This window comes from Streptomyces sp. MUM 203J (genome assembly GCF_022414595.1).
Classification (GTDB): Bacteria; Actinomycetota; Actinomycetes; order Streptomycetales; family Streptomycetaceae; genus Streptomyces.
The window spans coordinates 260,284-280,343 of the sequence record NZ_JADWYO010000001.1 but is presented as its reverse complement, the minus strand read 5'-3'; the positions used below and the strand labels follow the sequence as shown (position 1 = coordinate 280,343).

The window sequence follows — 20,060 nt, the reverse complement described above, 5'->3', positions numbered from 1 at the left end:
GGTGCTCCAGTCGGCCCGGCAGCAGCTTCAGGGTGAGATCGTCGATCGGGCGGACACGTCAGGCGATGGTCGGCCGACGGATGCCGAGGTGTGTGCCGTCGAGTGTGAGGGTGGCAATCTGGGCCAACCGGGCGGTGTGGACTGCTGCCCGGGCGAGGACGAGCCGCGTCACCGGGGCGGTGGCAGCTGCGACGGAGTGATCCGCCTGTTCGAGAGGAGCGGCTGCAGCACGGCGTATTCGTATGGCCCGACTGAGCCGTTCGGGAACCGTGCCACCGGCTCACTCCGGCGGCAGCGACCGGCCGTCCCGGCGCTTGGGCCGGCGGCCACCACGCCTGGCCGGACAAACCGGCCGAGGCCTGGGCCGTCCGATCTGGACGGATAGGTCAGCTGTCGGCGGGCGGCAGCGGGTCGACGACATAAGAGCCCTTGTGCGGCAAGGTCTCGATCAGGCCGCGCTCGCGAAGATCCCGCAGGGCGCGGCGAACGGTTCGGTCGGCAACGCCGTATGCCTCTGCCATGCGTGTGATGCCGGACAGGGCACCACCCGGCGGGATGCGGCCCGACCTGATGTCTTCCTCGATGGTGCGGGCGATCCGCTGCCACTCGTACTCAGCCATGGCGTTAGCTTCCCGTGGCGCACCGGACCCGGCATCGTCAGCCCATGGTGCACCAAGTGCGTCCATGGCGTACCGTGGTGCATCCGTGAAGCGCCCCCGCGACCGTTGCAGCGGCCCGGGGGCGTGGCCAACCTGAAGAGAGCAGGTCGACATGAGAGACCTTATCTGCCGGATCTCCGTCTGGCTCCGACTGGTGTTCGCGCCCGGCCCCGGCCGACGGCGCAGGGGCGCGGCCCGCCAGGCCGTGGCGGTCCCCGTCACCCCCCGTCCCGCCGCGCCGTCTCTACCCGTTCACCGGTCGCCGTACGGACTGCCCGAGCGGTTCGACGGCGCCACCACCGCCGTGCGGCCGTACCTGATCGCGCATGAGCGTCGGCAGCAGCGGCTTCGGCAGCAGCAGCGGCGGCGGCGTCTGACGCTCGTGCTCGCGGCGGACTTCGGTGTCGACCTCGACACCCGCGTCCTGCACGGGGCGGGGGCGGCCCGATGAGCGCGGACGTTCAGCGGCCGGGGCCGGGCGGGGCCGGTGTCCCGGAGGTGCGGAAGCCGGTCCGGATGTGCGTGCGCTGTCAGCGGATCACCGACAGCCCCGTCGTCGTCTCCGAGGTGCACCAGAACAGCGGGCCCGGCTTCAACGTGTACGGCTGCCCCGACTGCGCCCCGCACTTCCCGCCCCTGCCCGAGGCCCTCGACCTCCTGGAAGGGTGGCACCGCCGACGGCACCCGGTGAACGGGCTGTCCCTCACCGTCACGGAAGCGTGGACGGAGATGGAGCGGGCCGGACTCTCCGGCGCGTGTGTGATCGATGAGCACCGCTTCTGCACCCCGCCGCTGGATGTGTACGTGCGGCAGCGCGGACGGCCCGTCGTCGGCCCGCCGGCCGTGATGATCAGATGCGCGTGTGCCTGTCACCGAGGTCACCCCGTCCTGCGGGAGGTGGTCACCCTGTAGACGGGGTCCTCGTCCTCGCTGCACCGCCGGACCCCCGGACGGGGGACGCCGGGCGCGGCCCGAGGCGGAGGCATGGACTCCACGGGGCAGGCTGGCCCCGTGGAGCTGCCTCAGATCGCGCCGATGCTGGCCACGCCCGGAGACCTGCCGCCCGCCGGGCAGGACGCCCAGTGGGCGTACGAGACCAAGCAGGACGGCCAGCGGGTCATGTTCTACCTGCCCGGGGACGGCGGGCTGCGGCTGCGGTCGAGGTCCGGGGAGGACGTCACGGGCGCCTATCCGGAGCTCCAGCCGCTGGCCGCCGCCCTGCCCGGGGGCCTCGCCGTCATCCTGGACGGCGAGGTCGTCGCGCTCGACGCGCAGGGCCGCAGCGACTTCGCGCGGCTCCAGCCCCGTATGGGCCTCGTCGGCTCGCCCGCCCGGGCCCGGCGGCTCGCCGCCCGGGAGCCTGTGCACGCGGTGCTGTTCGATGTCGTCCACCTCGGGGGACGGCCGCTGACCGGGCTGGCCTGGAGCGCGCGGCGCGAGGAACTGGAGCGGCTCGCGCTCGCCGGGGCCGCGTGGTCCACCCCCGCGGCCCTCGTCGGTCATGGCGCCACAGCCCTGCGCGCCACCCGCGAGCACGGGCTGGAGGGGCTCGTGTGCAAGAAGCTCAGCTCCCTGTACGAGCCCGGTGTCCGTTCCCGCAACTGGATCAAGATCCGCAACATGCGTACCGCCGACGTCGTCGTCTGCGGCTGGCTGCCCGGCGGCGGGCGGCTCACCGGGCTGCCCGGCTCGGTGCTCATGGGGCAGTTCCGCCCGGACGGCGGGCTGCGGTACGTCGGTGCCGTCGGTACCGGCTGGAGCGAGGCCGAGCGTGCCGAGCTCGCCCGCCTCCTGCGCGCCGCCGAGACCGGGACCTGCCCGTTCCCCGAGCCCCCGCCCGTCTCCGCCGACGCCCGCTGGGCCGTCCCGCGTCTCGTGGGAGAGGTCCGCTACTCCGTACGGACCAGGGCCGGGCTCCTGCGCCAGCCGTCCTGGCTTCGGCTGCGGCCGGATCTGACACCCGAGGAGTCCTCCGCGTACGACGCGGAGGGGTGACTCCTAAGGAGGCGGCACCCGCCCGGCACCCTCGCCCTCGGCCAGTGCCCCCAGCAGGTCCCCGAACCGCTCCGCCCGCGCCGCCATGTCGCCCAGCAGGAACACCAGCTCCGACGGGTCACCGCAGGACTCCACCTCCTCCCAGGTGACCGGCGCCGACACGGTCGGCTCGCGGCGGGCCCGCAGGGTGTACGGCGCGGCCGTCGTCTTCGCGGCGGCGTTCTGGCTGTGGTCGACGAAGACCTTGCCGGGCCGCAGGGCCTTCGCCATCCGGTGCACCACCAGGCCCGGGAGCGTTCCCTCGGCCTCCACGGCCAGGCGTTTCGCGTAGCCGGACACCTCCTCGGACGGGGTGGGCTCGACCGCCGCGTACAGATGGAGCCCCTTGGCTCCGGAGGTCTTCGCGTACGCGGCCAGCCCGTCCTCCGCGAGCCGCTCCCGCAGCCACAGCGCCACCCGGCAGCAGTCGACGACCGTCGCCGGCGGGCCCGGGTCCAGGTCGAACACCAGCCGGTCCGCCACCCCGGGCGCCCCTGCCCGCCACTGGTGCGTGTGGAACTCCACCACCAGGTTCGCCGCCCACATCAGGGACGGCAGGTCCTCGACCACGACCTGCCGGGCGCCCGGATCGTCCGACCGGGGCACCGGGGCCGTGCTCACCCAGCCGGGTGTGCCCGGCGGCGGGTTCTTGGTGAAGAAGAGCTGACCGTCCGGGCCGTCCGGATAGCGCAGGAAGGACAGCGGGCGACCGCGCAGATGGGGGAGGAACAGGTCCGCGACGACCGCGTAGTAGTGCAGGATCTCGCCCTTGGTCGTCCCGGTCGCCGGATGGATGACCTTGTCCAGGTTACTGAGCGCCAGCCGCCGCCCCGCCACCTCCGTGATCGGCGTCATACGATGAGAGTCCCACGAATCCCGGAATTCCGGCATGAAAGGGATGAATCGTGCGATCCATCTGGAACGGCGCCGTCTCCTTCGGGCTGGTCAGCATCCCCGTCAAGCTGGTGAACGCCACCGAGAACCGCTCGGTGTCCTTCCGGCAGATCCACACCGAGGACGGCGGTTCTCTGGGGGTGTGAGGCGTTCTGTTTGGCGAGTGTGTGGTCAAGCCGCAGGCAGAGGGAGGTTTCTTGAGCGCGAGTGACTGCGACAGCTGTGGTGGATGTCGTGAGTGCCCCCAGTTGAACGGGTCTCGCCGTCAGGGTGTGGGACCGCTCCATACCGCAGAGTCGTAGTTGAAGCCGGGTCTCACTTCGATGTCCAGGCTGTCGGCAGCATTGCGCGGTAGATCGAAGGCATAGGCGGCCACTGATTGCCTGTCCGGGAGCAACGTTCCGCTGAGGCCGCCAGTGAGGCCTTCGGCGCTGTCAAAGATCCTTTCCGCGGTGCGTCCGTCGGCGTCCCTCGCTTGGACGCTGACGAGGTTGAGGTTCAGCCGTTCTTCGGAGCCGTTGCGAACGGTGACCTCGACCGTCACGGCCCGGTTGCCAGGGGAGTGACCGGCTGCCGTATCGGACGGGCTGAACGGGCGCGGAGCCGAGACCGTGACTTGCAGGCCGTCCTCGTACCGCTGGGCAGTGTTGAAGTCGAGTGCCCCGGGGGTGGCCGGAGTGGTTGTTTCTTGTCCTGGCGGCGGGCTGGTTCCAGGCGTGGCAGGCGCAGTCGTCTCTGTGGTGTCCAGTTCCCGTTCGAGGTCCTCGAAGGCGTCATTGACGATCAGTACTCCAATGATCGAGAGCACGATGGCCAGGCCTCCGAGACCCGCGCCGGTGAAGGACATGCGCCGGTTGGTGGCGTACCCCTGCTTCGCGCGGCGTGCGCCGGTAAGGCCTAGGACCAGGGCGATGATGCCGAGAACAGCGGCCATCCAGAAGAGGATCGGGATGATCCCCGCGAGGACCCCGATGATGCCGAGGATCAGGGCGGCGATGCCAAGCCCGTTGCGGGGCGGAGGCGCCTGCTCCGGTCGTCGCCGACCCGCGTCGCCGGGAGGTCCTGCGCCGGCAGGGCCTTCGCCTGGCGGCAGAGATGAGGGCCGTGAACCGCCCCAGGTAGTCCAGCGGGGCTTGTCCTTGTCTGCCATCCCCCCTCCTCTCTCCCATCGAGCAGGAGCGCTCCTGGCGTGCCGATATCAGGAGGCTCGTGCTTTGCGTCGACTGTTCCTGCCGGTGAGCGCTTTGATCAACTCCGCGCGGCTCATCGATGAACGCCCGGGGATGTCGGCTTCGGATGCGCGCTGGTAGAGCTCTGCCTTGCTCAGCCCTTCCAGTTCGGAGATCTTCGAGGACTTCTCTGCCCTTCCTGGTGTACCGCTGGCGCGTCGTTCGGTTGCTTTCCGCAACTGTGTCGGCGGACGGCCACCCGCCGCTTCGTGTGCTTCCTCTTCGCTGCTCTTCCTCGTGGCTTTGGCCTGCTCAACGCTGGCCCGCAACGCGTCCATGAGATTGATGACGTTGGTGGAGCGTGGTGGCGGCTCGCCCTTCTCCACTGTCTGGCCCGTGCGCTTCGCCTCCACGAGCTGAAGCACCTTCTCCTGGTAGGTGTCGTGGTACTCCTCCGGCTTCCAGTCGATGCTCAGCGCCTCGACCAACTGCACGGCCGTCAGCAACTCCTTGTCGGCGACCTGCGTCTCCTCCGGGAGACTCCCGATCTCCCGATGAGGGTCGCGGACCTCGTCCGCCCAGTGCATGGTGTGCATCGCCAGGACGTCGCCCTCTGCCTTCACGGCGACCAGGTACTCGCGGTTGCGCATGACGACGGTGGCGATACCGACCTTGTTCGCCTGGGCCATGGCGCTGTGGAGCAGGGCGTAGACCTTGGCGTACTCCTTGCCCTTGGGCGCCAGGTAGTAGGTTTTGTCGAAGAAGACCGGCTCGACCTGGTCCAGGTCGACGAATCCGGTGATCTCCATCGACTTGGACTGGCCAGGTGCGATCTCGTCCAGCTCGTCCGGCTCGACGACCACGTATTCATCCCCCATGTCGAAGCCCTTGACGATCTCCTCCATGGGGACTTCCTCGCCGGTGCGCTCGTTGACTCGCTTGTTACGCACCCGGTCGGACGTTCCGCGTTGGAGCTGGTTGAAGCGGATGGTGTGGCTTTCCGTCGCCGTGAACAGTTGCACCGGCAGGGCCACGAGCCCGAATGAGAGAGCACCGCTCCAGACCGCTCGGGCCATGGCTTTCCCACCTCCTGTTTTCCCATGTCACCCCCGTCGGCCGCTGATCGCATCCCGGCATACGCCACCCGGACTGTTCGTTCGGAGGAAGAAGCGCGGTCAGCGGTGGGCTTGGTTGAGGGATCGGGTCAGCTCTCGGTTAGCGGCCCGTGCGGCGTGCAGTTCCTCGGCGCGCTCTTCGAGCTGGCCTTGGAGTTCCACCACCCGCTGTTCGAGGGTGGTGATCTGCCGCCGGAGGTGGTCGATGTCAGTGGGCGTTCCGAGGCCGGAGTCGTACCAGGCCTGTTCACCGAGCTGTTGGGAGAGCCGGTTCTCCAGTTGCCGGATGCGGGCGGTGAGCCGGGCGTTGCGCTCTAGGGCGTTCGCCAGGTCGGCCTGCAGGGAGGCTCTGCTGACCTGGGCGTGTCCTTCGCCGGACGGCGGCGCCGTTGCCGCGGTGTGGATGAGTTGCAGCAGGTCGCGGTGTCGGTAGAGAAAGGACCGGTCGACTCCGGCGGCTCGGGCGATGCTGGATGCGGTGATTTCTCCGCCCTCCTTGACCGCGGCGCTGATGGCCTTCTCGACTCGCTGCCGTCGGCGTGCTGAGTCCCCCCGTCGCCCTTCGGCCATGGGGAGGTTGTTCTTGCTGGTCACAGTGGCCTTTCTGGTCGCAGGTCGGGGAGAGGTTGGCGGACCCGAGGCATCCCCAGCAGTACGCTTTGTCGGCCGCGGCGGACCAAGGAAACGGCTTCCTCGACCTCGGTGCGCTGGCTCGCGTCGAGGTCGTCCAGGCCGTCCTTGACTCGCTTGATGAGCCGTCTCACACGGCTGATCTCCTCGTCCGACGGCATCGCCTCGGCCTTGGCCCAGTCGTCCGCGTCCAGCGCAGCGGCGATCCGCTCCCGATTGCGCAGCAGGTCAGAGAGGTAAGCCTCGAGGTCGGGCAAGTAGGAGACGTCCGTACGGAAATGTCCGCAGCCGACGCAGCGGAATCTGACGGGGCAGTCGTGTCCACCCGCTGCCACGTTCGACGGCTCGGTGCAGACGCCGTAAGGAACGGCGACCTCGCCGATGGCCCGGCGGGCGTGCTCGGAGTCGAGCAGTTCCTTGGCCTGCCGCCAGATACGCTTGCCGTGCCGGTCGAACTGCATCTCGGTGACACGGTCCACGGCCTCGCGGCGCCGCTGTTCAGTGACCCGGTAGTAGGCCTGAGTGGTGTCCAGGCGTCGGTGATCCATCAAGGCACTGAGGACGTCGACGGCAACCCCGGCGTCCGCGTGCCGTTGGCAGTAGGTGTGCCGGTACGCGTAAAGGAAGACCTTCGACTTGTCGAAGGGCATCATCCCGGTGACCGGCAGACCGTCCACCTCGACCCGAGTGGGGACCAGGAACTCGGGCAGGGACCGGACCCACTCGCGGTGGCGGCCGGAGAGCCATCCCGGTGAGATGGGCTTGAGGCCGTGGGGATTGGCCACCCGCGTGGGCAGCAGCATCAGTTGGTCGGTCGGTGTGCTTGGGAAGTCGGCGCGGACCAGTGCCTGCTGTCTGGTGATCACTCCTGCCGTCGCCTGGGAGATCGGCAGTCGGCGGCCGTGGCGGTTGGCCTTGTAGTTGTCGTAGATCAGCACGTGCTGCCCGTCGGCGTCCTGCTTGAGACAGTCCCAGCGCAGCTCACAGATCTCCTGAGGCCGCCTCCCGGAGTCGATGAGCAATTCGACCGCCACCCGGTTCTCGTTGCCGTTCCGGTCCTGGCCGACGAGGGACGGCAACCGCTCGCAGATCTGCCGCATGACCTCGGCAGGGAGGTCCTTGCCGGCTTCGGTGTCTTCCGGGTCGTCGGGAATGTCCTCCGTGAGGATCGCGAAGTCATCCGGCAGCCCGTGCAGCGGCTGATCGGGCCGGGTCAGTCCCAGTGACCGCATACGGGCGAGATGGGTACGGACGTAGCGGACGACCACGACCCGTCTGCGCGCCGAGATCTCCCCGTTGTGGTGCAGGAAGGCCAGGCGGTTGGTGAACGCGGTGATGTCCCGGCGGCTGAGCGCGCGGATGTCGTTGCCGTGATCCTCGCGCTGAAGCCTCAGGCTCTCGGACAGGAGGGCGAACGCGTTGAGGATGCCCTGGATGCTGCTCATGACATTGCCACGCCGCTGAGGCAGGGAGAAGAACGCCCATTCCTTGGCCGCGGTCCTCAGCCAGGACTGGTGGATCGCGGTGAACCGCAGATGCCCGGGGTGCCCGAACGCGGCGCCGTTCCACACGTCCTTGCCCCGCTCGCCCTCCGGCGTCAGTCCGAACCGACCCACGAGGGCGCCCAGGCTGCTGCAGAGGCCGCGCGTACCCCGGGAGAGATGTGCCGGGTCCACCGCGGTCAGCGAGGGCAGTTGGAGTTCGCGGAGACGGTTGGTCAGATTGCGGAGCAGGAACTGCGTGGTGTGGAGTCCTTCGCGCGTTCGGGCCTGGACCCCGTAGAGGATCTCCGCCATCACACGATCGGGTAGTCCTCGCAGGCTGACCTCGTTGTTTGCGGATACGGGAGATGTTGTGCGCCGCCATAGCTCCTCGTCCTTCTCGCTCCGCCCGCGGGTGACCGCGTTCCTCCAGCGCTCCCGGTGGGCGTGACAGTACGGAGATACGCCGTCCCTGTACCGGTGGCAGGCAGCGACTTCGCAGGGGCCGAACGCGGGCAGCGCGACGACATCGTCGAGGGCGAGGAACTCCTCCAGCGTCACGTTCCGGCGCTTGAGCTGCGCGAGGTGAGTTGAGCACAATGGCCGCCGCCAAGACGAGAACGGCCGCTTACATCCGGACACCGAGCAGTCCTCGACCCCGACCTGCCGCCAGTTGCCGCGATCCATCTCGGCGAACTCCTCCAGCGGCGGCTCCCCGGCCTGTTTCCACCGCAGTCGGCAGCCGGAACACAACTGTCTGGTCACGCTGGTCTGCACGCAGCCGTTCACTCGGCACAGCGGCGTGCCCAGCAGCGGGTCGTCCGCAGGGAAGAAGAGCACGCCGGTCTCCGGCGACCAGTCGAAGACGGCCAGAAACGCCGGATCGACTGCCGCCCACAAGGCGGCGGTGCTGCCGTCTTCCACGTCTTGGCCGAGGGGCTGGAGGGGGACAACGCTGAGCGTCATCGACCTGGCTCCCCACCCAGGTCCCTCGGCGAGGGAACACGGCTGATCGCTTCGCGCAGCCGCGACTGCGCGGGGTGCAGGTATGGACGAGCCGAGTCCGGGTGCTTATGGCCCAGGAGAGACTGGATCTCGTCCAACGAGCCGCCGGAGTCCGCGACATTGCTGGCGAAAGCGTGCCGCATCATGTGCGGGGTGACCTTGCGGTCCAGCTCGGCACGGCGGGTCAGGGCCTCCACGGTCTCGCCGATCGCGTCCGGTGTGATGGGCGACCCCAAGGGCTCACGAAAGAGGTTCACCAGCAGGAAATCACTGCCCGCCGACCCGAGCCGTTCGTGCCGCTCCAAGACGTACTGGTCAAATGCCTGCACCACCAGGAAATCCACGGGAAGCACCACCGGACGTCGCGATTTCGACCAGGCGTTGTTCGGGTTCTGCCGCCGTACGACGTGCAGGTGGGCTCCTTCCAAGCGGCATCCCAAGGCCGCCGAGTCCACGAGCAGGTGAGCGTCACTGCGACGCAGGCCCGCCACCTGCCCGCGGCGAAGCCCCACCCTGGACAGCAGCAGGATCAACAACCTGTCGCGCGCCGAGCGACAGGCCCGGAACATCGCCACAATCTCCGCATCGCTGGCCCGATCCACGGCCTTCTCCACTTCCGGCAGGCGATGCTGAGCCTGGAGCCGGTAGCGGAGCCTGCCGTCTTCCGACTGTGCCTGAAGGGGGAGGTCCAAGCTGTCGCCGAGCTGGTAGAGCTGCTCCAGCACCCAGCCCGGGACTTCTCGCTCCGTCACCGCGTGGGCCAGGAAGCCGCGAATGGCTGTGAGCACGCCATTGATCCGGCGTGCATCCCGGGCGGGCTTCCCGCCGGGCCCTGGTACGACCGTCGCCTGCCCCTCTGGCCCAGCCGGTTGCCATTTCAGCCAGAGGATGAACGAGCTCAAGTCGCGGGCGGCTGTACGCCAGTCCCGCCCTGTAGCCGTACACCAGCGCAAGAACAGCGCGATCGCTCCGGCGTACGCCTTCGTCGTCGACTCGGCGCGGTCCTTGCTCAACCTGAGACCCCGTAGGTACCGGTCGGCTTCGTTCACCACCTGCACGTCGGTATCGACCACGGTCCAGTACGCAGCACCGGACGGCATCCGGACCGGAAAAGCACGCACCTCTTGATCTCCTTGCTCCACGGACAGACCGCAACGGTCCACCACAGAGCAACACCCCCAGAGAACCATCGCAGCACCCTCAACGACGAAGCGCACCGCGACGTCACGCAACACATCTGGAACCCCCAGAGAACGGCGGGCGCATCCGCTATCGCAAGGTGTGCGAACTGGACGGGCAGGAGGTGACCGCCGCCGAGATCGGCAAGGCGTACGAGGAGGCCGACGGCACCATGATCCCGATCACCGACCGGGACCTGGCCGCGCTGCCGCTGCCCACGGCCAGGACGATCGAGATCGTGGCGTTCGTGCCCGCCGCCGAGATCGACCCGCTCCAGATGGACGCGGCCTACTACCTCCAGGCGAACGGGGTGCCCGCCGCCAAGCCGTACACACTGCTGCGTGAGGCGCTCAAGCGCAGCGAGAAGGTCGCGATCTGCAAGTTCGCGCTGCGCGGCCGGGAGCGGCTCGGCATGCTGCGGGTCGTCGACGACGTGATCGCCATGCACGGGCTGCTCTGGCCGGACGAGATCCGCCGCCCCGAGGGGGTGGCCCCGGAGACCCCGGTCACCGTCCGGGAGGCCGAACTGGACCTGGCGGACGCACTGATGGCCACGCTGGGGGAGGTGGACATCAGCGAGCTGCACGACGACTACCGGACGGCGGTGGAGGAGCTGATCGCCGCCAAGGCGGAGGGCGCCTTGGAGGTCCCGTCGCCGCAGCCGGAGAAGGGCGCACAGGTCATCGACCTGATGGCGGCACTGGAGAGCAGCGTGCGGGCGGCCCGGGAGGCGCGCGGCGAGGAGGCGGCGGGCGGGGCCGAGGCGTCGGTCACGGAGCTGCCGGGCGAGGCACGGCGCACCCCGCCGCGTGCGGAGGCGGTGCCGAAGGGGACGGCCGGAGCCAGGAAGTCCACGGCGCGGACATCCCGGGGCACGGCGGACGCGGGCGGCGAACCGGCGCGCAAGACGACCTCGAAGGCGAAGAAGACGACCGCCAAGACGGCGGGGGCCGAGGGGGCCGGGAGGACGGCGGCCAAGAAGACCGCTGCGAAGAAGACGGCGGCACGGAAACGGCCCGCCTGACACACCTGTGTCCCCCTCTCGACGAGAGGGGGACACAGGTGTGGCTTCATGTGCTGCTACGAGACGCGGACCTCGGGTCCGTCGTCGCCCGGCTCGGGGGTTTCGAGCTGCATCCAGACCTCGTCGCAGTCCAGCGTGTCCGTGGAGTTCTCGACCTCGCAGACGGTCTCGTACACCTCGCCGTCCGTGGTCAGGACCTGGATGGAGGTGCCGTTGGCCTGGTTGGCGATCGAGACGGAGCAGGCGCCCATCGGGTAGCCCTCACCATCGTCGGTCAGGTCGTACCAGACGTAGCCCCGGTCGACGTTGGGCCCCGTGAGGGCACGGATGCCGGCGTAGGTGATCCCGTCGCTGAGTACGGCCTTGACCTCGTGACTGGCGCTGGGGTTGTAGGCGTCCATGCTGTTGCACGGTCCCGTGGGCCCGGGGGGTCCTTGCGGTCCCTCAGGTCCCTCAGGTCCCTCAGGTCCCGGAGGGCCGGGAGGTCCTGGCGGCCCGGGAGGTCCGACCTTGCACTTGTCGCCTCCGGCCGCCTCGGCCGCGGCAGCCGCCGCGTGGTCGGCGGGCGCGCCCGGGTAGCCCTTGCCCGGCTTGCAGTCGCCGGACGCCGTCGGCGCGTGGGGCGCGCCCGCGGCGAGCGCCGAACCGGAGAACCCGCCCAGCGCGAGGGCGAGCGAGGCCAGCGCCCCGCCGGCCAGCCGCGCACAGCGACGGGGCACGGGACCGAGGGCACGTACCCCCGGAAAGGGTCTCGGGGGGTGCGGAGGACTCATCAGCGGCTCCTTGCTTGATCGTTGAAGCTTCCGCCCTGGCGCCGGGCGAGCCCGGTGAAGGCGTCCGTCCTCCGGCATGCGTGCCACCCGGGCCCCCGTTCCCCAGCGCTTCGCTGCGGGGAGTCAGCACAATGGCCCACAGAGCCCCCACGTATGGCGGTCGGGGCTGCCGAGCCCTGCCGCGTTTCGCCCGCGCGTACACCGAGGGCGGGCATCGCACGGGACAGCCGCCCCAGCCGCCCCAGCGGCTCTTCGCCGGTCCTCGCCCGTCCGTGGTCCGAGCCGTGGGGCCGGCAGGGCGGTCGGACCTGCCTGCGGTCACCGACGCGGGGCGATGGTCAGTACGGCACCCGCAGGCTTGTCGACGCTCGGCGGCCGACCACGGGTGTTGGCGCGGACATGGACGCGATGCATCCGGCGGTTCAGGCTGCCCCACTTCGTGTCCAGGGCGCACGGGGACGCGTGGTGCGGAAGTTGTCGACAGTGAGGAGGCCGACCGGGGTAAGAGTGACCGACTCGGTGACACCGTCCGGGGACTTCGGTGCATCACCGTGCAGTCGGCCGACGCTCGGTTCGGCAACGTCCACACGCGGCGTGCCGTGCCTTTTACGCCGCCGACGAGGGAGGCTCTGCCGGAGTACGGCGACGACGGGGCGCTCATGCCTTTCCGGACTGCTCAGGCATCGTGGGCTGCGAACGCGTGTGCCTTCCGCATGCGCTCAGGAGCGTGCTCTTTGCGTGATGGCTCCCCACGCGGCTGTTGTCACGGCGAGGAGTGCGAGGGCACCACAGATCACCACGGTGGGGTTGACCCACGCGGGAACCAGATCATGGTGGGCGCTGCACCAGTCGTGCAGCGGAAACGGCCGCTGGGAATCGGCGGAGTGAGATTCGGCGAATCCGCTGTCATAGCCGGCGCCGTCCAGTCGGCATGCATCCTCCTTGTCCATGAGACCTGACTGGGAGAGCAGTCCGGACACCCACGCCACGGTTCCGGTGAACGTGAACGCGCAGGCAGCCTGGATCCGCCAGCGAGGACCTCCCCACGTTCTGAGAAGACATCCCTTGACCACCAGGACGATGCTTCCGACACCCACAACCGTCCACACGGCGAGGCCCGCTATGGCCGTCAGCGTGACAAGAGTGCGGTCCCCCATGGCGCGGCTACCGGTCGCCGACGGCGGCCCGGGGCCCCGCCGCCCAGGGACGGTTCTCCCGGTGGGAGCCGGACGTGGACATGCGTCGGGTCTCCGTTGCCATGCGGGCCGACAGGCGGTCGACGAAACCCTGCTCGAAGCGCTGAAACCGGTCGAAGCCGCCGGGGGCGCTCCGGCAGACGAAGAGGAGCGCAGTACCCCGGCGACCGGCGGGCTGGCTGGATGCGACGCCGAGTACCGCGTCAGTGGCGATCGGTGCGTGCGGCTGCAAGTACCTCTCCTGTCGGGCACGAAGTCGGGACGAGACAGTCCTGAAGCCGTTGTCTCTCGCTGCTGTTTCACCTGTTTCCGGGGTTGTGCCCGGGCACGATCAAGGTACCGTCGGCCGGATCGCGTGTCCGGCCGGGGGCGCTTCCGGGCCGCAGAGCGGCCGGCCCGGGTCATGTATGCGGAGGACGGCCTGGTCCGGCGGGCCGTCGGACAGCGGTCCGGGGCGGTGAACGCGCCCTCCGAGGTGCCGGGATCGGTGCCGATCGGCACCTCCTCGATCCGCTCCCGGCGGGTTGCGAAGGCACCCGCCACTTCGCCGCACCGGTCGGCGGCGGGTACACCTCGCCGACCCGAGCAACCCGTCGCCGAAGAAGCCGAGGCCGCTGTCACCAAGCTGCACTCGCGCGTGCAGCAAGCTGTCAGCGCTCAGGGGGTTCCCGTCGACACCCCGCTGGCATCGTGAAGCGCGCGATGCAGGGATGCAGCGATTCAGCAGCTCAGTGACTCCTGGGGGAAGCATGACGGGAACGGCGAGAACGTCCGGGTGGGTTCGGTTCGGTGCCGCTCTGGTCCTGTCCGTCGCCGCGCTGTCGGCCGGTGCCGGTTCGGCGGCCGCCGCCTCCGCCGCGCCGCCCGAGCGCGCCGTCCACGGGGAGGCCGCCGCCGCGTGGGAGCTGCCCGGGCAGGCCGTCCGCGCCCTGTGCGGGCACTGGGAGGAGACCTGGGAGGTACACGCCCCGAAGGGCCCCGCCACCGCTGCGCCCGTCCGGGTGTGCAAGATGGTCAACGGCTGGGACTAGGCGCCGGGCATGCGGTTTCAGCTGCTGGGGCCGCTGAGCATCAGTGACGGTCCCGACACCGTCGTGCTCCAGCCCTCCCGGCCCACGAGCCTGCTGGCTGCGCTGCTGCTGCACGCCAACAGTGTGGTGTCCGCCGAGTATCTCCAGCGGGCCATCTGGGGCGAGGAACAACCCGCCACCGCCAAGGCCGCGTTGCAGACCTGCGTGCTGCGGCTGCGGCGGCTGTTCGTCAAGCACGGGGTCGACGAGACCCCCATCGAGGCCGTCCCCGGCGGCTACCGCATCACCGCCGGGCCGCGCAGTCTGGATCTCATCGGCTTCCGTGAACTGGTGGGACGGGCACATGAGTCGGCGCAGGGGCAGGCCGAGCGGGAAGTGCGGACGCTGAAGGACGCGCTGGCGCTCTGGCAGGGATCCCTCCTCGCCAACGTGCGGTCCGACGTGCTCCACCGGGACCAGGTGCCCCGGCTCGTGGAGGAGCGGCTGCGGACCGTCGAGCGGGTCTGCGACCTGGAGCTGGCTCTCGGCCGCTGCGGTGAGGCGCTCGTCGCGCTGTGGGGCGAGACCCGCGCCCACCCGGGGCACGAGCGGTTCCACGAGCAGCTGATCGAGGCGCTCTACCGGACGGGGCGGCAGAGCGAGGCGCTGGCCGAGTACCGGAGGGTCAAGGAGTACCTGCTGGACGAGCTGGGCGTCGACCCGTCCCCCGGACTGCGGCGGCTGGAGCTGGCCATCCTGCGCGGCGACGACCTCGGGCCGTCCGCCGACGCGGCGCCCAGGGAGCCCGCACCCGCCCTCCAGCGGGCCCCCGTCAAGGAAGCACCGCCATCCGTGGTGCCCGTCCCCGCCGTGCCGTCCTTCGCCGGCCGGGACGTCGAGGTCGCCGCCATGGTCGCCCGGCTCACCGGCACCTGCGACGAGCCCGTGACCATCCTGCTGTCGGGCGCCCCCGGCATCGGCAAGACCGCGCTCGCCCAGCACGTCGCCCACCAGGTACGGGACCGGTTTCCGGGCGGGCTGCTGCTGGTGCGGATGGTGCGTCCGGACGGGCTGCCCCGCGACCCCGCCGAGGCCGCCGCCGCGGTGGCCGCAGCACGGCGGGGCCAGGAGCCTGGTGCGCCCGCGCTGCTCGTGCTGGACGACGTCGTCGACGCCGACCAGGTCCGGCCGCTGCTGCCGGAAGGTCCCGGCGGTGCCGCCGTCATCACCAGCCGGATGGGCCTCGCCGGACTCGTGGCCACGCACGGCGGCCGGGTCCACCGGCTGTCGGCGCTCGACGAGGAGGACGCCCACCGGCTGCTCGTCGCCGCGCTCGGCGCCGAACGCGTCCGCCCCGAGGAGGACGCCGCCCGCGAACTCGCCGCGCTGTGCGGCTACTTCCCGCTCGCCCTGAGGATCGTCGCCGCCCGGCTGCTGACCCGCCCGGGTCTCGGCCTCGCGGATGCCGCGGGGTGGCTGGCCGAGGACCCGCTGGCCCGGCTGTCCCTGGCGGACGACCCCAGGCTGTCCGTCGCCCGCGTGCTGGGCGCCGCCCTGGACCGGCTCGACCCCCGGCTGGCCGAGGCGTTCGTGCGGGTCGGGTCCCTGCCGCAGGCCGCCTTCCGGGCCCAGGACGGCGCCGCCGCGCTCGGCACCGGTACCGGGGAGGCCGAACAGGTGCTGGAGCGGCTGGCCGACGCCGGGTTCCTGGAGGAGGGCCCGCCCGGTCCGTACCGGATGCACGAACTGCTCCGGGTGTACGCCCGCAGAGCCCCCGACCTTTCCGAGACCTCACAGAGAGTGTGACCCGCATGGCCGACACCACCTTCGACGCGCTCGCCCCCACCCGGCCCCGGATACGCCGGGACGTGCTGTTCACCGAGACCCCCGGCGGCGTGCTCTTCCACAACGCCGACGGTGGCTTCCACCTGACCGGCCGCACCGCCTACCGCTTCGCCTCCCTCCTCGTCCCGCATCTCGCCGGACACCACCGCCTCGGCGACATCTGCCAGGGCTTCGGCCCGGCGCAGCGCGCCATGGCGGCGGAGCTGGTGAAGACCCTGTACGAGCGGGAGTTCGCCCGCGACATCCCTGAGGCGGAGGCCGCCGACGAGGCCGCCGACTCGACCGTGACCCGCAGGTTCGCCGCGCAGATCGGCTACGTCGACCACTACGCGGACGGCGCCCCCGAACGGTTCGGGCGGTTCCGCGACACCCGGGTCGCGGTCCTCGGGGACGACGAGGTGGCCCGCTGGTGCGCGCTGAGCCTGGTCCGCAACGGCTGCGCTCGGGTCGCGGTCACCGCCCTGTCCGCCGACCTCGTCGCCGAGGCCGCCGCGCTCGACGAGGACGGCTGCCCGGTGCTCCTCGACCAGCTGACCGCCGGGTCCGGCTGGCCCGAACTCACCTCGTACGACACCGTCGTCGTCACCGGACCGGACGCCGCCGGCACCACCCGCCGCCTGCTGGCCGAGGGCGTGCCGGACGGAGTCACCCTCATTCCCTCCTGGCCCTTCGGCGGTCACGCCGTCACCGGCCCGCTCGTCACCGCGACCTCCGCCGGCTGCTGGACCTGCGCCGTGCTCCGCCTCGGCGGAAACGCCGACGCCGGAGCCGCCGCCGACCTCTGGGCCACCGTCACCGGCGACGTGACACCCCCGTCCGGCCGTGCCCTGCCGACCGGTCCTGTCGCCGCCATGACCGGCAACCTCCTCGGATACGAGGTGTTCCGCCTCGCCACCGGCGCCCTGCCGCCCGAGACCGACCGGCAGATCCTCGTCCAGGACCTGGAGTCCCTGGACGTCATGGCCGAGCCCGTGCAGCCGCACCCCCGCTGCCGCCGCTGCGCCCCCCTCGTACCGGCCGGTGACCCCGGCCTGCCCGAGGCCCTCACGCTTCCCGTCACCCCCACCGTCGAGACCGCCCGCCAGGCCGAGGCCCTCGTCGACGACCTCAACCGGATCAGCGGCGCGCTCGTCCGCCCGTACAGCGGGATCTTCAAGCGGTACGACGACGAGGAGATCACCCAGACCCCGCTGAAGGTCAGCCGGGTCGAGGTGGCGCTCGGGCACGGCGAGCGGCGGCGCATCGCCGCGTTCGACGTCCACCACCTCGCGGGCGCGCGGATGCGGGCGCTGTACGCGGCGGCGGAGACGTACGTGGAACACGTCGTCCCCGTCGACCCCGGGACTCCGGGCACCGACGGCGTCACCGCGCTGGGCCCCGACCGGCTGACCACCGGCGGCGGCACCGGCGCCCGGGTCACGGACTGGACGGCTGCCGCCTCCCTCCTCACCAAGGAGCCGGTACGGGTGCCGACCGCGGCGGTACGTCCCTTCGGGGAGCGCAACCGCGACCGTGTCCACCTCGCCACCCGCGCGGGCGCCGGAGCGGGCGGCACCCCGCAGGAGGCCGCGGGCCGCGCCCTGATGTCGGCGCTGTCCCATGACGCCCTGCTGCGCGCGGTACGCGGCACGACGGAGGTACGCCCGCTGGCGACGGCACAGGAGGACGACCCTGAGCTGGTGTTCCTGCTCAAGTCCGCCGGAACGCTGGGCGTCGACGCCGAACTGCTCGACCTGGGCGAGGCCGCGCGCACCACGGCCCACGTCGTCCTGGCCCGCTCCGGGGACGGCCGCTGGGCGGTCGGCGCCGAGCTGTCCCGCCGCGCGGCGGCCTGCGCGGCTCTCCGCGACCTGCTGGGCCAGGCGCAGCTCGCGGCCGAGGACCCGGAGACGGAGGTGGACCCGGGCGATCCGCTGCTGGCCGACCTGGCGCCCGGGACGGTCGCGGTGACGGGCGAGGCGGTGCCCCCGGACGGCCCCGCGACGGACTTCCCGTCCGTCCTGGACCGGCTCCGGGCGGCGGGCCGCGACGCGCTGTACGTCCGGACCACCCCGGCGGACCTCCCGGCGGGCGGCATCAGCACGGCGTACGTCCTCCTGACGACCGGCCCGGAGGCGGGTGCGCATGCCCACGGCTGAGACCGAACTGGCGCAGCGGCTCCGCGAGGCGCTCGCCCGGCACGGTGTCACGTCGCCCGAACCGGACGTCGCGCCGCTGGGCGTGCGGGACGCGTTCACGGCGGACGCCGAGCGTGCGCCGGGGGCGGTGCCGGTGCGCTTCTACGGCCGTCAGGCCGTGGTCGGCCCGTTCCCCGCCGAAGGCCGCCGGGCCTGCGGCCTGTGCCTGGACCGCCGCTGGCAGGCGGTCCGGTCGGTGCCGTTGCGCGAGGCGCTGGAGTCGGGCGGCGCGACCCGGGCGGCGGGGGAGTACCCGTACGTCACGCCGTTCGCGGTGGAGGCGCTGGCGGCGCTCATCGCCGCACCGCGGCGCGAGGCGTCCTTCCCGCAGGTCCGTCTCCTGGACCTGGAGACGCTCCAGACCCGCGCGTTCCCCCTGGTCCCGGATCCCGAATGCCCTGCCTGCGGCGAAACCTGCCCCGACACCCCCGCCGCTGCGGAACTGCGCCTCCAGCCCCGGCCCAAGCACCGCCCGGGAAGCTTCCGCGTCCGCGACATCGGCACCTACGACCTCCCGCCCGAGCCCTACGTCAACCCGGTCTGCGGCTCCCTCGGCCCCTCCGTCATCCAGGACGTGGGCTCCCCGTCCACATCCGCGACCATCGGCTGCTTCTCCATGCGTTCGGGCGAGTACCTGCGCGAGACCTTCTGGGGCGGCCACGCCGACACCTTCGCGCAGAGCGTCCGCATCGGCATCCTGGAGGGCCTGGAGCGGTACGCCGGCATGCGGGCCCGTGCCAAGCGGGCGGGGGTGCGGGACTCCCTGGACGGCCTCCGCGCCCGGGGCGCGCACGCTCTGGACCCGCGCGCGTGCGGGCTGTACTCGGACGCGTTCCACCGCGCCAACCCCCGCGTCACCCCGTTCCGCCCGGACCGCGAGATCCCGTGGGTCTGGGGCTACTCCCTCCGCGACCACAGGCCCGTCCTGGTGCCGGAGGTCCTGACGTACTATCACGCGCCCGGACTGGAGAACCGCTTCGTCCAGGAGTCCTCCAACGGCTGTGCCTCCGGCGGCTGTCTCGAGGAGGCCGTGTACTGCGGCCTCATGGAGGTCGTCGAGCGCGACGCCTTCCTCCTCACCTGGTACGGGCGGGCCGCGCTGCCCGAGATCGACCCGCGCACCAGCGCCCGCCCCGCGACCCGCGCGATGGTGGACCGGCTGGAGATGTACGGATACGAGGCCCGGTTCTTCGACACCCGGATCACCTTCCCGGTCCCGGTCGTGACGGGCGTCGCGGTACGGCCCGACGGCGGTGTCGGCCGCATGTGCTTCGGTGCCGGGGCCGGGCTCGACCCCGAGGCCGCGCTCGCGGGCGCGCTGTGCGAGATCGCCACCGACTCGGTGAACCTGCAGGGCCGCACGGAGCGCGACTGGGAGCGGCTGCGCGCCATGGCGGACGACTTCCACCGGGTCGAGGCGCTGCACGACCACCCGATGGCCTACGGCGTCCCGGAGATGGGGGACCACGCCCACTTCCTGATCGGGGAGCCGGGCGCGCCCAGGCCGCCCAAGCGGTCCTTCGCGGAGCTGTACGGCGACGGGGCCGCCCGCCCGGCGCCGCCCGTGTCGGACGACCTGCGGGACGACCTGGAGCACTGCGTCACCGCGGTCACCGATGCCGGGTTCGACGTCGTCGTGGTCGACCAGACCATGCCGGAGCAGCGGGACCTGGGCCTGACCACGGTCAGCGTGATCGTGCCGGGACTGCTGCCGATCGACTTCGGCTGGACGCGCCAGCGGGCGCTCGGCATGCCCCGGCTCCGCACCGCGCTGCGCGAGGCCGGTCTGCGCGACCGGGACCTCGTACCGGCCGACTTCAACCCCGCGCCGCACCCGTTCCCGTGACCGCCGTCACCGACCGAGCCACC

General features: G+C 71.3%; 17 protein-coding genes and 2 pseudogenes. 9 read left to right on the top strand and 10 right to left on the bottom strand.

Annotation, left to right across the window (positions count from 1 at the left end; all coding sequences use genetic code 11):
* Positions 1-386: 386 nt before the first annotated feature.
* Positions 387-620 (bottom strand): winged helix-turn-helix domain-containing protein, encoded by a 234-nt coding sequence (locus tag I3F58_RS01205; protein WP_240106221.1) that lies wholly within the window; start codon positions 618-620, stop codon positions 387-389.
* Positions 621-771: 151 nt separating this feature from the next.
* Here I3F58_RS01205 and I3F58_RS01200 point away from each other — a divergent pair, with 151 nt between their 5' ends.
* The 3 genes from I3F58_RS01200 (at position 772) to I3F58_RS01190 (ending at position 2,654) form a co-directional block, all read left to right on the top strand.
* On the top strand, positions 772-1,110 hold the full coding sequence (locus I3F58_RS01200; protein ID WP_240106220.1) for a hypothetical protein: 339 nt from the start codon (positions 772-774) through the stop codon (positions 1,108-1,110).
* Positions 1,107-1,571, top strand: a complete 465-nt coding sequence (locus I3F58_RS01195) for a hypothetical protein (protein ID WP_240106219.1) — start codon at positions 1,107-1,109, stop codon at positions 1,569-1,571. Before I3F58_RS01200 ends, I3F58_RS01195 begins: the two co-directional genes overlap by 4 nt.
* Before the next feature lie 99 nt (positions 1,572-1,670).
* On the top strand, positions 1,671-2,654 hold the full coding sequence (locus I3F58_RS01190; RefSeq protein ID WP_240106218.1) for an ATP-dependent DNA ligase: 984 nt from the start codon (positions 1,671-1,673) through the stop codon (positions 2,652-2,654).
* 3 nt (positions 2,655-2,657) lie between these two features.
* Here I3F58_RS01190 and ligD read toward each other — a convergent pair whose 3' ends face one another.
* Positions 2,658-3,548 (bottom strand): non-homologous end-joining DNA ligase, encoded by an 891-nt coding sequence (gene ligD / locus I3F58_RS01185; protein WP_240106217.1) that lies wholly within the window; start codon positions 3,546-3,548, stop codon positions 2,658-2,660.
* A 50-nt stretch (positions 3,549-3,598) separates the two neighbouring features.
* Between ligD and I3F58_RS01180 the strand changes: the two are divergent.
* A pseudogene (locus I3F58_RS01180) lies at positions 3,599-3,724 on the top strand (Ku protein); the annotation flags it as partial.
* 128 nt (positions 3,725-3,852) lie between these two features.
* Here the strand turns inward: I3F58_RS01180 and I3F58_RS01175 are convergent.
* The 5 genes from I3F58_RS01175 to I3F58_RS01155 all read right to left on the bottom strand — a co-directional run bounded on the left by I3F58_RS01175 (position 3,853) and on the right by I3F58_RS01155 (position 10,108).
* Positions 3,853-4,737, bottom strand: coding sequence for a DUF4190 domain-containing protein (locus I3F58_RS01175; RefSeq protein ID WP_240106216.1), 885 nt, complete (start codon positions 4,735-4,737; stop codon positions 3,853-3,855).
* 48 nt (positions 4,738-4,785) lie between these two features.
* Positions 4,786-5,832 carry a Ku protein gene (locus I3F58_RS01170; RefSeq protein WP_240106215.1) on the bottom strand — a complete coding sequence of 349 codons (1,047 nt, stop codon included), beginning with the start codon at positions 5,830-5,832 and terminating at the stop codon, positions 4,786-4,788.
* 99 nt (positions 5,833-5,931) lie between these two features.
* Complete coding sequence (locus I3F58_RS01165; protein WP_240106214.1) at positions 5,932-6,465, bottom strand: DUF6262 family protein; 534 nt, start codon at positions 6,463-6,465, stop codon at positions 5,932-5,934.
* On the bottom strand, positions 6,462-8,948 hold the full coding sequence (locus tag I3F58_RS01160) for a site-specific integrase (protein WP_240106213.1): 2,487 nt from the start codon (positions 8,946-8,948) through the stop codon (positions 6,462-6,464). Before I3F58_RS01160 ends, I3F58_RS01165 begins: the two co-directional genes overlap by 4 nt.
* Positions 8,945-10,108, bottom strand: a complete 1,164-nt coding sequence (locus I3F58_RS01155; protein ID WP_240106212.1) for a tyrosine-type recombinase/integrase — start codon at positions 10,106-10,108, stop codon at positions 8,945-8,947. The genes I3F58_RS01160 and I3F58_RS01155 overlap by 4 nt, the downstream gene beginning before the upstream one ends.
* A gap of 128 nt (positions 10,109-10,236) precedes the next feature.
* Here I3F58_RS01155 and I3F58_RS01150 point away from each other — a divergent pair.
* Positions 10,237-11,190: pseudogene (locus tag I3F58_RS01150) on the top strand (Ku protein); the annotation flags it as partial.
* A 56-nt stretch (positions 11,191-11,246) separates the two neighbouring features.
* Here I3F58_RS01150 and I3F58_RS01145 read toward each other — a convergent pair.
* The 3 genes from I3F58_RS01145 to I3F58_RS01135 all read right to left on the bottom strand — a co-directional run bounded on the left by I3F58_RS01145 (position 11,247) and on the right by I3F58_RS01135 (position 13,391).
* On the bottom strand, positions 11,247-11,591 hold the full coding sequence (locus tag I3F58_RS01145) for a hypothetical protein (protein WP_240106211.1): 345 nt from the start codon (positions 11,589-11,591) through the stop codon (positions 11,247-11,249).
* 1,091 nt (positions 11,592-12,682) lie between these two features.
* Positions 12,683-12,943 carry a hypothetical protein gene (locus tag I3F58_RS01140; RefSeq protein ID WP_240106210.1) on the bottom strand — a complete coding sequence of 87 codons (261 nt, stop codon included), beginning with the start codon at positions 12,941-12,943 and terminating at the stop codon, positions 12,683-12,685.
* Between the two features lie 184 nt (positions 12,944-13,127).
* Positions 13,128-13,391 (bottom strand): hypothetical protein, encoded by a 264-nt coding sequence (locus I3F58_RS01135; protein ID WP_240106209.1) that lies wholly within the window; start codon positions 13,389-13,391, stop codon positions 13,128-13,130.
* A 517-nt stretch (positions 13,392-13,908) separates the two neighbouring features.
* Between I3F58_RS01135 and I3F58_RS01130 the strand changes: the two genes are divergently transcribed.
* From I3F58_RS01130 to I3F58_RS01115, 4 genes are read left to right on the top strand one after another with little or no spacing between them, the layout of a single operon-like run.
* Positions 13,909-14,190, top strand: coding sequence for a hypothetical protein (locus tag I3F58_RS01130; protein WP_240106208.1), 282 nt, complete (start codon positions 13,909-13,911; stop codon positions 14,188-14,190).
* A gap of 9 nt (positions 14,191-14,199) precedes the next feature.
* Complete coding sequence (locus I3F58_RS01125; protein WP_240106207.1) at positions 14,200-15,975, top strand: AfsR/SARP family transcriptional regulator; 1,776 nt, start codon at positions 14,200-14,202, stop codon at positions 15,973-15,975.
* A 5-nt stretch (positions 15,976-15,980) separates the two neighbouring features.
* The gene (locus tag I3F58_RS01120) at positions 15,981-18,152 is read left to right on the top strand and encodes a TOMM precursor leader peptide-binding protein (protein ID WP_240106206.1); all 2,172 of its coding nucleotides are present in this window, start codon (positions 15,981-15,983) and stop codon (positions 18,150-18,152) included.
* Positions 18,139-20,037 (top strand): TOMM precursor leader peptide-binding protein, encoded by a 1,899-nt coding sequence (locus tag I3F58_RS01115; protein ID WP_240106205.1) that lies wholly within the window; start codon positions 18,139-18,141, stop codon positions 20,035-20,037. Before I3F58_RS01120 ends, I3F58_RS01115 begins: the two co-directional genes overlap by 14 nt.
* Positions 20,038-20,060 lie beyond the last annotated feature (23 nt).